Consider the following 13,672-nt stretch of genomic DNA (forward strand, 5'->3'; position numbering starts at 1 on the left):
TTTTTAGAAAGTTCAGATTTTCTTAATTTCTTGTTTTAATTAAAAACCACCTTAACCACGGGATGTCTACGAACATCAACACACAGATCAGTACTGTAAATATAAAGAGGTATAGCATGAACCATTTGCGTGTATACAGTTTTTCATAACCTTGCACGGGTGAATCCTTTAAGAGACCTATTTTAAGATACCAGGCAAACAGAAGTGCAAAAAATGGGAAACTTAAAAGCATTTCAATCCTGTTTTTAACGAGGAATATTCCCATAAAAAACGCGCAGCTAATTGCATAGAAGAACATTGAAATAAGCAGCTTGTTTTCTGTATAGTAGATGAAAGATTTCCGATATAGACCTGCAACAACAGGGTTGTTTATTACCCGATACTCAGCGAATCTTTTTGTGGCCATTAAAAACGCTCCACCCATCCAATAAGCGATGATGATACTAAGCGGAGGTATTGTGTCCCAAAATTCAAGATCCCACTTATTGTCGAGGTATAAACCAACAGAAGGTATTACCATAAACCATCCAAGGGCGAAACGAATTGGGTTATTAACTGATTCAGAGATAACATCGAGAAAGACACGTTCTTTGGTCCTGAAAGGTCTTACATTATACATGATACCCATGAACAACAAAAACATGGCAGTGTACAGGAATTTAACTGAGATTAAATATGCGAGTGAGAGGCCAATTGAAGCGAAGATGAAATATTCAATACCTACTAAAAACGGATTAGCTACTTTAACCACAAGCGACCTTTTTTTCTTAATTGGATGATGCTTATCAAAGTCTGCATCAAGATATTCGTTAATAACATAATTTGCAGAGGCAACTAGGCAGGTACTGGCAAGTCCGGTAATAATTTTTAGGAGAAGTGAAAAATCTATTGGAGTTTTGTAGTACGCCAGGGCGAACAGCATTCCGGGTAATACAAAGATATTCTTGATCCATTCATCAGGTCGTGCTATGGCAAGGTAATCCCTCAGTCCTGCATTTACTTTTTTTTCTTCTTCTATAGTTGTTGTAGTACTCATCCGGGTACCCCCGGCCATGTCAGGGGATGAGCGTTTAACTAATTCTCTCATATACAGGTTTGGTTATCGCGACAGCGTAGTTCTTATCCTGATAAATTTTATACCAGTAGTAAAGTACACCGATGTGTCATTCCTTTGATGCTTTAGTGGGCAGATAATGAAGTCAAGACAATGAGGACTGAGAAAGTAATCACTCAATCAGGACGTGTTTCTCACCCTTATTTCTGTATAGTTTCCAAGATCCTTGCTCCTTGGTGAGTTCGAAGTTGTTTAAGTTTACATCTCGTTGTACTGGTCCTTGACCTCTTACCAAAACATACTCAAGGTGAGAATACTGGGGCACAGGTGTGGCGCCCCAGGGCTCCCCAATATATTCGTAATAAAAAGGAATTGTAGTTTCATTTGCTGCCCGTCTTACAACTCCAAAACGATAATCAATTATTTTCGAAGCAGCTATACCCTGGTTCCATACAATGTAGTAGTTAGGGAAATGAAGATATGCTCTTCTACCCCTGAAACTGTTTTCATAGATAAGTCCAGCAAGTCTATTCTTGTTGTCAATGCCTTCAAAGAAATCTGGACTAATATCTTTAGCAGTCTGATTAAAAGAGTAAATGTATTCGAACCACAAAACCGAGTAAATTGAAATAGCAGTCAGAATAAATATCCGTAGTCCTTTTAAAGTTACTTTGTTTAAAAAAAGACTGCCAAGGATAATAGCACTAAGGATAACGATCGTGCAGAAGCGTTGAAATAATGGTGATTGCCCAGGTAGTCCATCTGGCAATATGAAATAGCAACCTGCACCTGCAAGAAAGAAGATCAGTGAATAAATCAAATTGTTGCTATCTGATAACTTTTCTTTTGCCGGTCTCCAGGATTTAAAAAAGAGAAATGGTATTAAGAGACAGCTAAATATTAAAATGGCAATTATTAAACCGGCAAGTCCTTCCTGCAATTGAAAATTGTCAAGCGTTATCAAGCGTATACGGCCATGAAGTTTTGGAAAGTATTGGGTAGTATAGTAGTTAAACAGAAAATCTATTGTGCTTTCTTCTTTTGTTTCTGATGTTCTCTTAAACCACCAGGTTAGTATAAGCGCGACCATGGGAAGGGGAATGAGAGCAGCATGAATCAATAATTTCGAAGGTTTTTTAAAGTATTTATATAACATTAACACGCCGTATATCACCATGGCAAATAGGGCGTTTTGTGCGTGCATCAAAAAAAGTAAAACAAGAAGAAATGCAATGCTGATCTTGAGAGATAGTTTATCTTCATCAATATCACGCAATGTGAAATAGAACAATATAATGATAACAGGAATGGAAATAGCAAAGCCTACAAATCCATAAGTAACATTATAATTGAATATAAATAATACGCTGAGTAATCCATACCACACGTTTCCCCCTAGCTGTTTTATTACCAGGTAAATTGAATATAAAAGTAATGCTATGTAAAGGATATGAAAGATCTTATTGCCAACTTCTACTGATGGGAAGAGGCTACAAAACACGGTATGAAAAGTATTCGGATAATACCATGGAGTTGGTTGATAGTACTGTGAAAGTACATTTCCAGGCTCGTTGTAAAACTTGTAGATAGTAGCTTCCGCTAAATGATTTGGTAAATCTATAAAAGGAAGAAAAGGTACCCATAGTAGAAATAGGGCATATACAACGAGGATTACGACCATTGACATTTTAACTTGCTGGTCTTCCGATTTACTTAAGGTATACATGAATATAGTCGGTGGGAGTTATAGCTCGTTATGAGGCGCTAAAATTGTATGCCAGCTGCTTCTAATTATATCTTCACACGAGTCTGTTGAACATTAATTACTGGCGTTATTGGTACCTAAGTATATATACTTAAGGATGAATTTTAAAAATCCAGTATAACCATTGGTGTTTTTTTAATTGAATAGGAGTGACCTTTGATAGAAGTAGGGACAGAATTTACAATAGAAAATAATGACGAAGGCAAGAAGCAGTGATAAGTTTATAAATACAATTGATGAATGCTTATCAAATGGTGTAAAGAATGGAATATTTCAGGTTACCCTGGAAGATGATGTTTTAAACGGAAGACAAGTAACCATAGAAGGGAGACAGGTTGTTAACTTTGGATCATGTAGCTATTTAGGGCTCGAAGTAGACGATAGATTAAAGAATGGCGCAATTGATGCGGCAGTTAGATATGGTACGCAATATTCGTCATCTCGCTTGTTCTCTTCCTGTAATTTATACGAAGAGATAGAAGATCTGTTTTTTAAGATTTTTGATAACAATCCTTCCATACTTGCCGCTACTACTACGCTTGCCCACCTTGGTTCTTTGCCAATTCTTGTTCATGAAGAAGATCTGATAATTCTTGATCACCAGGTGCATGGTAGTGTGCAGCTTGCAGTACAGGTACTTAAAGCAAGAGGCACAAAGGTGGAGATGATCAAGCATAACCGGATGGACATGTTGGAAGACATCATTAAACAAAACCCAAACAAATACAATAAGATCTGGTATATGGCCGATGGCCTATACTCAATGTATGGCGATTTTGCTCCGCTCCAGGATATTACTTTTTTAATGGAGAAGTATCCGAACTTTTATGTTTACATGGATGATGCACATGGAATGAGCTGGACAGGTAAACACGGAAGTGGTTATGTGCTCAGTCAGATGAAGTTGCATCCTAAAATGGTGTTATCTACATCTCTTGCAAAAGGCTTTGGCACAGGTGGTGGTATAACGGTAGTAACAGATCCTGAATTAAGAAGAAAAATTGTTACCTGTGGTAGTTCATATACGTACTCAGGTCCTGTACAGCCGCCAATGCTTGGCGCTTCAATTGCCAGTGCTAAGATTCACCTTTCTGATGAAATATATGAATTGCAGAATAAACTGGCAGCGAAGATAGCGCTAACACGCAATTTAATAGAGCAATATGAATTGCCGCTTGTATTGCCTTCTAACTCTCCTATTTTCTACATTGGACTAGGACTACCACGTGTAGGATACAATATGGTAAAGCGGCTTTTAAAAGAAGGCTTTTATACAAACATAGGAATCTTTCCAGGTGTACCTGTTAAATGTTGCGGACTAAGATTAGCTGTTACCAACGGGCAGACTGATGAAGACATCAAGAGTGTTCTTGAAGCATTTAAATATCATTTTCAAAGCACGCTAGAGGAAGAAGGGCAAACTGTAGAAGATATTAGTACCAATTTCAATTTGCCCTTTGAGAAAACTGCCAAAAGATATCCAATAAGTGCTAATGGAACTTTAATAAACAAGTTTGACATACAGCATGAAACTTCCATCACTGGCATTGATAAAGTAACGTGGGATAACCTGATGGGAGAAAGTACATACGATTGGGAAGGATGTAAATTTATGGAGGATACTTTTCAGGGCAATAAAGAACCTGAAAACAACTGGCAGATGCATTACCTGATCATTCGCGATCATAACAAGAAGCCTGTAGTAGCAACGTTATTCAGCGAGCTGATCTGTAAGGATGACATGATCGCATCCTCTGCAGTTTCGGAGCAGATAGAAGAAATTAGAAAAAAGGACAGGTACTATCTCAGCTCAAAAGTGATTATGATGGGTTCACTCATAACTGAGGGTAACCACATCTTTATAGATAGAACACATTCAGGATGGAGAGAAGCAATGCTGGAGATGATTCGCATTATGAATGACGTCAAACAAAAGTGTGGTGCTAGCATGCTTCAATTAAGAGACCTGCCAAGTCTTGATACTGAAATACAAGACTTTCTCATTAAAGAAGGTTTTATAAAAATAGAAATGCCTGAAACGCATATACTGTTGAATGCAGATAAGTGGAGTTCCGAGGAGGAGTACATGCAGAACTTAACAAGTAGCTATCGATGGGGATTTAGAAGAAAGGTTTTGGCTAATAAACATTTCTTTAATGTCAATGTTTTAACAGGTACCCAAAAGGCTGATAAGAGTCGGGTGGATTTATGGTACAGTTTGTACTTAAATGTAAAGGGCAAGAGCTTTAACATTAATACCTACGAGTTGCCAAGGAAGTACTTTGAAAACATCGTAAGTAATCCTTCATGGGAGGTTATAGAGCTGAGACTAAAGCCGGAGCATGCTCCGGCAGGAGGAGAAGCCGAACGCCTTGTCGCACTTGGGTTTTGTTATAAATCTGCTCAGAATAATTACGGCATAGCCTTGGTGGGATTAGATTATACCTATGTTGTAAGCCATGGTTGTTATAGACAAACACTGTATCAGTCAATAGTAAGAGCAAACAAGCTTAAATGTCACAAGCATTATATGGGCATGGATGCGGCTATTGAAAAGCAAAGATTTGGCGTACAAGTAATACCTAAAAGTGTATACGTTCAGGCTAATGATAATTTTAACATGGAATTAATTGGTACTGTATATAATAAGAAATAATGACAAGACGGGATTATCAGCAATTTGAAACAACATCTTTTTGGAAAGAGGATGATGATGATATTGTGTTCTGGAATTACAAACCAGGTCTTGAAATTGATATTGCAATAGCAAAAGAGTTGGTAAGGCATCGCCTTGAATATACACAAGGGCAGTCGGTATATACTCTTATAGATTTCACGCATGTGAAATCAGTTACGAAAGAAGCAAGAGATTACATGAATAGCGAAGAAGGCGGACTAAAGGGTGTGTTAGGCGGTGCATTCCTGTCAAATAGTATCGTATCAACTTTGTTTATTAACCTTTATATTAAAATAAGTAGCCCTACCGTGCCTGCTAAATTTTTTACTGATAGGGGAGAGGCAATTAGCTGGTTAAAGAAAATCAAAGCCAAACAAGAGCTACATATGCAGTAGTAGTATGATTACAAAGAAAACGCCATACATTACGCTCAGTAAACTCAATGCAAGTGGAGACATTATTTATGCTGCCTATGCCCAAAATTTAAAGGTAGACATTGCTGTAGCAAGGGAGATTGTAAGGCAAAGACTTGATTTTACCCAAAACATGAAGCACTATTTTGTTGCTGATCTATCCAACATTATTGAAGTGACAGCAGAAGCAAAGGAGTTTTTGCAACGGCCTGATGGAGGCTTAAAGAATATAATTGGGGCGGCCTTAATAGGGCATAACCCGTTAACTGAATTAATTGCAAATGTGTACGTTAAAACGGAAAAAACCTTTCCGGCTAATTTTTTCTCCAACAAGGAGATGGCAATAGAATGGATCATGAGTCAAAAGCAAAATGGAAATAATAAGGACTGAGGCGGAGGTGATTGAAGTAAAGGATGAAAGTATGACACAAGCAGTTATTCTTGAGCGGTTATTGGAATTCACGGAGGCTATTCTTAAAGGAGATTATAATAAAAGGATTATTATCGACTATAATGACGACGTGTTGACGAAAATAGTTAACAACTTAAACAAGTATGCTGACAGGATGCAACTTCTTCCTCTGAACGGCAATCGTGACCAGGAAAAAAACATACAGCAGTTCATTGATGTTATAAGTTCATACACAAATCTTGATTTTAAACAAAGATTGCCGATTACTTCAGAAGGAACGTTGTGGGACGCAATCGCCACTGGTATCAACATGCTCGGCGATGAACTCGAATTAAGTACGGCATCCAGAGATGAATTAGAACGCGAGCGCAATCAGTTAAAGATAGCCAAAGAGCAGGCAGAGGAAGCGAATAAAGCTAAGAGCAGATTCCTCGCTAATATGAGTCATGAAATTCGTACTCCGCTTAACGGAATTCTTGGTCTTACTCAAATTATGCAGGCTGAGGTGTCTAATGCGGAGCACCGCCAATACCTGGAGATGATACAAAATTCTGGTTTGCATCTCACGCACCTTGTTAATGATATACTAGATCTAAGTAAAATAGAAAGCGGAAAGCTTGAACTTGAGAATGCTAAATTCGATTTTAACAAGTTAGTATCAACTGAAATAGAAAGGTTCAAGCATTTAACAGATTATAAACGCCTCAAATTAACTTATCACATTGATTCTTTAATTCCTGATGAGGTTATAGGTGATTCAGTAAGGTTTCTCCAAATAGTCACAAACCTCATTGGCAATGCAATTAAATTTACAAATGACGGAGAGATAAAAATTGACTTCTCTGTTTTAGAGTTGAAGAACGACTATGTAGTGATACAGGGAAGCGTAGCAGATACAGGTATAGGAATTACAAAAGAAGCGCAACAGAAAATTTTTCAAAGTTTTACGCAAGCTGATAATTCTATTTCGCGCAAATATGGCGGAACAGGCTTAGGATTAAACATTGTACAAAGCCTGGTTGAGATGATGCAAGGACAGATTAAAGTTGAGAGCCCGGTGGATGTTATTAAAGGTCGCGGATCTGTTTTCACGTTTACAGCACGTTTTGAATTACCTGCGAGAAAGATGAATAGCAATATTGTTAGTGTTAGGCAAGAGAAACGTTTCTTTGAAAAGAAGTTAAATGTTCTGATTGTTGATGATAATGCAGTGAATCTTCTTGTGGCCAAAAAAATGATGCAAAAGTTTGGAGCAGAAGTGACAACAGCAGAGCGTGGATTAGAAGCAATTGGTTATGTTAAACAGAATCAGTATGATTTAGTACTCATGGATATCCAAATGCCTGAAGTTGATGGTTATGAAACAACGCGACGATTGAGAGCCCTAGATTTTAGCCAGCCTATAATAGCACTATCAGCAAATGCCTACGCAGAAGATATAGAAAATAGTTTTAAGGCTGGTATGAATGATCACTTGCAAAAACCATTTACAGAGAGAGAGCTATTTCAGGTGGTAAATAAAATATGTTTTTGAATACCTCTCTCTTTGTTTTGCTGCAAGTACACCCTATCATTTATTGATATTTGATGTGCTTTTTAAAAAGTATTGTTTAGGAACAAAAATATCTGCATAAGCAATTTTGCCTTTGTCAAGAAAGTATACGTTTGGACGCGCACTTGAATTAAGAACCCATTCGTAAAAGGAGTGATGCCAGGCTTTTAATTCTATGGTGGCATCCCCTTCCAGACTGATTTTTATATCAGCATCTTTTGTTGGTTTAAAGTCATCAGCGAATTCAGCGAGATCTTTTGCGTGTGCTTTGTTGAGATACTCCTGTACTTTGATTGAGTCCGCTATTTCATTGCCGATAAACCATGTTTTGTTCTTCCTTTCTAAAAAAAATGCACTATCAGCAGGATATTTAAAACTTATTTTTGTAACGGCTTTTTTATCCAATCTTAAAAATGTTCTTTCTCGCCAATCAGTGAATTTCTTATTGACAACATCAAGAATATTGCCGGCTACCGCATATACTTCTTTTTCATCGCCAATACGCATGTAAGTACTTCCCATTGTCTCCTTTCCAACGTGAAATTCTTTTATTTCTCCTTCCTTGGTTTTTATAATTAACGCAGCATCTGCTGTGTCTGATACATTATATTCTCCCCACTTCTCTTTCTTGCGACTGACAATTCTTTCAGGATTTAGATGACCTATGGTATTTAACAAGTTATTTAAAGGATAGCGTTCTACTTCAGAGGTTATGGTGTTCTGTTTTACTTTCCAATTTTTATCATTGTCCCTTACCAGGCTTATTTCTTTAAACTGATCTGCTTTAGATTTCAATGAGATTTCTGAAATGTTTGATGTGTCTATCGCAAACAACTTTTTGTCCAGGTTTCCCTCACGTACGGGAGAATGAAATATTCTTGTAGAGATAAAGACTATTGCTAAAAGTACTAACACCAGAAATAAAGTCTTGTTGTTCACCTTCTTCATAATCACTTTAATTATTTCTCTGAAAGAACAGTATTTTGAGTATTGGCAACAGAATTAAAGTTGTATGTTACAGATGATGTTTCGTAAGCCTCACTCATCCGTTTTAATCTTATCATTCTGTTTCGTTGTGCTCTGTAAAGTCCATAACCTACTACAAGAACCAGCGGCATTAGAAAATTAGTATATTTTAAAATTAGTTTAGTGGTTTCGTCAAGCTCGTGAATAGGGCGGCTAACAGCACCTTTGGTGCGTAAAGCAATTAGCCCGGTGTCATCCGAAAGCCAGTCAATTGCATTTGACAGCAAGTTTACATTATCAGGTTGAAGCCTTCTTGGCTGTCTGCCTGCGCCATTTACAGGAAAGTCACCATCACCGATAACTACGATCTTTGCCTCAGCGTTACCTTCAATGTTACCTTCAAGCGCTGCGGCTACGGTAATGTTCTTTCGGGCCAGGTCCTCTTCTTTCCATTCTTTGTTGATGTCGAAATATTGAGGCGCATTTAATGTATTGGATAACGCTGAAGAAAAAGCAAGAGGTGTATATCGGGTAGTTGAATCACCGGTAAACCGAACCTCACTTGCAAATTCCAGCATCACACTTTCTAGCCCGCTGGTAATGGCATGATCAGAGAACGTACTCACGATTGGAACAAATGGAAAAGAAACATCTGCTTGCACTGTAAAAAATCCAAGTTGTTGAGGAACGGATACCGAACCACACTGGGCATCTACCACAAAATTATCCGCGATTTCAATTCCTTTTTTCTTTAGCCATGCTTCTAATCCTGTGTGATTCGCAGTCCCATATAAAGTGCGAAGGTCTCCAGATACACCATTAGCAGCCACCAGCAAGCGTCCTCCTTTAGCAAGAAATTTATCCAGTTGTGCAAGATGAGCGGAAGGAATGCTATCGGTAGGTCTTACAATGGCTAGCGTTTTTAAATCTTCTGGAATGCCAGTTGAATCTGTAATGCTTATCGCTTTTGTTTCATACATAACGCTTAGCTGTTCATTCGCCTGTGTCATCTCTGCCAATGATGCTTCTCCGTGGCCGGTGAGGAAACCAATGAGAGGTTTATTTTCAATGGAAATTTTTTTGATAGCGCTGGAAAGCGCATATTCCATCGCAGCGCCGGGCTGAACAAAGGGAATCACTTCTTTCTTTTCACCAAGGTGAACAGTTGCGCCAAGGAAGGCTTTCCGTTGTTGTACCTGATCTTTTTCGCGAACGTTTATTAACACAGGTCGAATTCCGTTCTGCACCGCTTCCTGCTCATAGGAGTCCTTTTCATTTGGATTAATAAACTCAAAGACAATTCCTCCATCTGAAATATTTGCATACTCAATCAAAATATCCTGAAAATCCTGGCGTGTCTTAAGTACATTTGGAGGCAGATCTTTTGAAAAGTAAGCCTTAATAGTAACCGGTTCTTCGAGTTCATTCAGAATATCTTTTGTCGCTTTGCTTAAAGTATATTGTTTGTCCTCTGTTAGGTCTAGCCTCAAATGAAACTCATTGGCTATTAGGTTCAGCAGGATAATGATACCTATTATTAAGGCAGTTGTTGTATAAACTTTCGCTTTCATATCGTGATAACTTATACAGTATGTCTTTTTGTGAGTGAAAGTTCTGATAGGAGGAGACCAACTAATGTGATAGAGATAAAGTAAATCACATCTCTCGTATCAAGAACACCGCGGATTATGGATTCAAAATGATTGGTTAAGCTTAGTCCGTGAAGTAACGCCCCTGCCCACCCTGAAAGTTGTTGTGCGAGGGTTCCAAAGATGATATGAAAAAATAACTCGATAAGCAGCGCACATAGAAACGCCACGATTTGGTTACTTGTAATGCTGCTGGCATATAGTCCTATGCTTATATACATGGCACTCATAAACAGGAGCCCGACATAACCACACACTACTTCACCTGTATCAATATCACCTATACTTGAAATTGTTATAACGTATGAAAAGGTGAAAAGCAGGGCAATAAGTATGAGAAGAAATGTCGAAAGAAATTTTCCGACTACAAGTTGACGATCTGTTACTGCTTTTGTTAATAGAAGTTCGATAGTTCCTGTTTTTTTCTCTTCTGCCAACAACCGCATTGTTAGTGCGGGAATGAAGAAGAAAAGTGTCCAGTAAGAAACATTAAAAAAAGACTCTAGGCTTGCCTGGCCCACAAAGAAAACATCGGAGCCTAAAAGCCAGGTGAAAAATCCACTGAACCCTAGAAACAAGACCAACATGATGTATGCGATTAATGAATCAAAAAATGAACCTAGTTCACGTTTTGCAATAATCCAGATTGGATGCATTGTTAGTTTAGCGTTAGGTTTCGGAAAATATCTTCAAGGCGTGTTTCCACTGGTGTAAGCTCACCCAATACCCACCCCTTTTCAACACACAGTTGAAAGAGATCTCTTTTTGATGACATTCCAAGTTTGCTATGTATTTCAAACCGGTTAGTTTCAGTATCAACAGGTAAAGCTTTTTCTATTGAAGGCAGTAACTCAAGTGCGCTGAGTATTTGTTGATGGACACCATCTTCAATTTGCACTTTTACCAATTCATTTCCTGTAGCCTGCTTTCTTAAAGTTTCAGCAGTACCATTAGCAACAATTTTACCTTTATTAATAATAAGTATACGATCGCAGGTAGCTTCTACCTCTGGCAGGATATGGGTACTTAGAATTACAGTCTTCTCTTTGCCAATCTCCCTGATCAGTTTTCGGATCTCAACGATTTGGTTTGGATCAAGTCCTGTGGTAGGCTCATCCAGAATAAGAATGGCAGGATCATGTATCATAGCCTGCGCAAGTCCTACGCGCTGGCGGTACCCTTTCGAGAGTTCACCAATTTTCTTGTGCTTTTCAGCCTGAAGGCCGCAAATGTTTACCATTAGCCGGACTCGCGATTGTATCTTATCTTTGGCTACGCCCTGAAGTGAGGCGCAGAATGTAAGATAATCCATTATTGGCATATCAAGATATAATGGATTGTTCTCGGGTAAGTACCCGATGTGTCTCTTTAAATCGTCTCCGTGTTCTCTGACGGATCGTCCTCCAATCAATATATCACCTTCACCAATTCCAATGTAGCCAGTGATCATTTTCATAGAGGTACTTTTGCCAGCACCATTAGGTCCGAGAAAGCCTAGAATCTCGCCAGTCCTGACTTCGAAAGAAATTTTGTCTACTGCAGTTTGTAAACCATACCGCTTAGACAGGTTTTCAATCTGAATATTCATAATTCAAGTTTTGGTTGCGCTACCTGAATTTTCTTACAAATAAGTTTTTGTATAGCGGGTAAAAGATAGATTACCTGTTTTCTTTTATGACAGCCGCAAAAATAAAATTTCTCTTGAAAAAAATAAATAGGAACATATTTTCTAATGATCAGATCTAGAATGCACATCGCAAGGGACAAATAGATCATAACCTTAGGTGTCGTTGATGACAATTACACATTAACCACAGCACCTTATATACCTCATAACAATGTTAAATTTTAAATTAAGATATTGCCGGCTCGTTTATTATTGTATACTTTTATGGCTAAGTCAAAGGTTAAAGTTTTTAGAGAGGGTCTTTTCTTTAACCGTCCTAACCCTGGGTTTTGCCCGGGGTTTTTTATGGTTTTCAGGAACGCTTTAAGTCGAAATTCTCGTTAACTGAATGAATATTTCTTAAATTGTTTGGATTAATATCTTTTCACCGGTAGGGAAATTATGCTCTCGAAAAAATGTCAATATGCGCTTCATGCGTTAGTTTATCTGGCCAAGCAGGACAATACCAATGTATCCACAATTCAGGGGATAGCGGAGAAGAAGAACATCCCTAAGAAATTTCTGGAGATAATTTTAGCAGAACTTAAGCAAGCCGGTGTTTTAGCCAGTCGTAAGGGTAAGATGGGAGGTTACTACCTTCGTAGAAATCCGGGAGAAATAAGTGTGTTAGAAATCATAAGACTTGTTGATGGAGCCGTAGCCATGCTACCTTGTGTATCCCTTAACTTCTATCAGTCGTGCGGAAGGTGTGAAGATGAAGCCACTTGCAGTATTAATAAACTATTCAGTAAGGTTCGGGATGAGACGTTAAAGGTACTATCGAGTAATTCCTTAGCTGATTTGGTGAAGCTGTCAGAAGATAAAAAACCGATTATCCCCGTTAATCCGCTAGGTGCAATTAACAATCAATAGCCAGAGGCTAGAGCCTTAAAAACAAAGTAATTGAAGCGCAACTGCAATACACTTCAATTACTATATAACCTACCAAACTAGTTCCCTTCTTTTTTGGGAGATGATGGCTTGAAATCGAGGGATGTGGAATTGACGCAGTAACGTAATCCTGTTTCTGTCGGACCGTCATCAAATAAGTGACCTAAATGAGAGCCGCATTTGGCGCATAAAATTTCAGTACGCACCATTCCATAACTCCGGTCTGTTTTTGTAACTATTTTCCCTCCTTCAATTTCACGATCGAAGCTTGGCCAACCACAGTGCGAGTCGAATTTCATGTCAGACGAAAACAACTCATTGCCACAGGCAGCACAATAGTACATTCCTGCGTCTTTGTTGTAAGTAAGCTTTCCTGTAAATGGAGCATCAGTACCCTTCTCTCTAAGTACATGAAATTGCTCTGGAGTTAAGATCTTTTTCCATTCTTCCTCTGTGCGATGAATCTTTTCAGTTGTTTCCATTGCTGTTACTTTGGTTTTTGTCACTTTGGTTTGCTGTGCGTGCGCCTGATTGTCTTGTTGTCTGCAACTGCAGTACAACAAAATACAAATAAGAACTATGGTATATCGTATCATCCGGTTTTAACTTGTTTGTATAACAATTCTC

12 protein-coding genes are annotated in these 13,672 nt (G+C 38.3%); 5 read left to right on the plus strand and 7 right to left on the minus strand.

From position 1 onward, the window contains the following. Window positions 1-22 precede the first annotated feature (22 nt). On the minus strand, window positions 23-1,087 hold the full coding sequence (locus KK060_RS11680; RefSeq protein ID WP_254153914.1) for a UbiA family prenyltransferase: 1,065 nt from the start codon (window positions 1,085-1,087) through the stop codon (window positions 23-25). A 139-nt stretch (window positions 1,088-1,226) separates the two neighbouring features. After that, window positions 1,227-2,735 (minus strand): hypothetical protein, encoded by a 1,509-nt coding sequence (locus tag KK060_RS11685; protein WP_254153915.1) that lies wholly within the window; start codon window positions 2,733-2,735, stop codon window positions 1,227-1,229. A gap of 277 nt (window positions 2,736-3,012) precedes the next feature. Between KK060_RS11685 and KK060_RS11690 the strand changes: the two genes are divergently transcribed. From KK060_RS11690 to KK060_RS11705, 4 genes are read left to right on the plus strand one after another with little or no spacing between them, the layout of a single operon-like run. Beyond that, window positions 3,013-5,475 carry an aminotransferase class I/II-fold pyridoxal phosphate-dependent enzyme gene (locus tag KK060_RS11690; protein ID WP_254153916.1) on the plus strand — a complete coding sequence of 821 codons (2,463 nt, stop codon included), beginning with the start codon at window positions 3,013-3,015 and terminating at the stop codon, window positions 5,473-5,475. After that, a complete protein-coding gene (locus KK060_RS11695) occupies window positions 5,475-5,891 on the plus strand; it encodes a DUF7793 family protein (protein WP_254153917.1) in 417 nt (138 codons plus the stop codon). The genes KK060_RS11690 and KK060_RS11695 overlap by 1 nt, the downstream gene beginning before the upstream one ends. Before the next feature lie 4 nt (window positions 5,892-5,895). Next, window positions 5,896-6,300: a DUF7793 family protein gene (locus tag KK060_RS11700; protein ID WP_254153918.1), complete on the plus strand. Its 405-nt coding sequence runs from the start codon at window positions 5,896-5,898 to the stop codon at window positions 6,298-6,300. Then, window positions 6,281-7,855 carry a response regulator gene (locus tag KK060_RS11705; protein ID WP_254153919.1) on the plus strand — a complete coding sequence of 525 codons (1,575 nt, stop codon included), beginning with the start codon at window positions 6,281-6,283 and terminating at the stop codon, window positions 7,853-7,855. The genes KK060_RS11700 and KK060_RS11705 overlap by 20 nt, the downstream gene beginning before the upstream one ends. Before the next feature lie 36 nt (window positions 7,856-7,891). Here the strand turns inward: KK060_RS11705 and KK060_RS11710 are convergent, their stop codons facing one another. Genes KK060_RS11710 through KK060_RS11725 form a run of 4 tightly spaced genes read right to left on the minus strand, consistent with a single transcriptional unit; the run spans window position 7,892 to window position 12,076 of the window. After that, window positions 7,892-8,821: a DUF4340 domain-containing protein gene (locus KK060_RS11710; protein ID WP_254153920.1), complete on the minus strand. Its 930-nt coding sequence runs from the start codon at window positions 8,819-8,821 to the stop codon at window positions 7,892-7,894. Between the two features lie 11 nt (window positions 8,822-8,832). After that, window positions 8,833-10,410 carry a GldG family protein gene (locus KK060_RS11715; RefSeq protein WP_254153921.1) on the minus strand — a complete coding sequence of 526 codons (1,578 nt, stop codon included), beginning with the start codon at window positions 10,408-10,410 and terminating at the stop codon, window positions 8,833-8,835. Between the two features lie 11 nt (window positions 10,411-10,421). Beyond that, on the minus strand, window positions 10,422-11,144 hold the full coding sequence (locus KK060_RS11720; protein ID WP_254153922.1) for an ABC transporter permease subunit: 723 nt from the start codon (window positions 11,142-11,144) through the stop codon (window positions 10,422-10,424). A 2-nt stretch (window positions 11,145-11,146) separates the two neighbouring features. Next, complete coding sequence (locus KK060_RS11725) at window positions 11,147-12,076, minus strand: ATP-binding cassette domain-containing protein (protein WP_254153923.1); 930 nt, start codon at window positions 12,074-12,076, stop codon at window positions 11,147-11,149. Window positions 12,077-12,556: 480 nt separating this feature from the next. Between KK060_RS11725 and KK060_RS11730 the strand changes: the two genes are divergently transcribed. Next, window positions 12,557-13,027 carry an RrF2 family transcriptional regulator gene (locus KK060_RS11730; protein ID WP_254153924.1) on the plus strand — a complete coding sequence of 157 codons (471 nt, stop codon included), beginning with the start codon at window positions 12,557-12,559 and terminating at the stop codon, window positions 13,025-13,027. 77 nt (window positions 13,028-13,104) lie between these two features. Here KK060_RS11730 and msrB read toward each other — a convergent pair whose 3' ends face one another. Continuing rightward, entirely contained in the window at window positions 13,105-13,641 is a 537-nt protein-coding gene (gene msrB / locus KK060_RS11735; protein WP_254153925.1) for a peptide-methionine (R)-S-oxide reductase MsrB, read from the minus strand. Window positions 13,642-13,672 lie beyond the last annotated feature (31 nt).

It is taken from the genome of Chryseosolibacter indicum, assembly GCF_018598585.1.
Classification (GTDB): Bacteria; Bacteroidota; Bacteroidia; order Cytophagales; family Cyclobacteriaceae; genus Chryseosolibacter; species Chryseosolibacter indicus.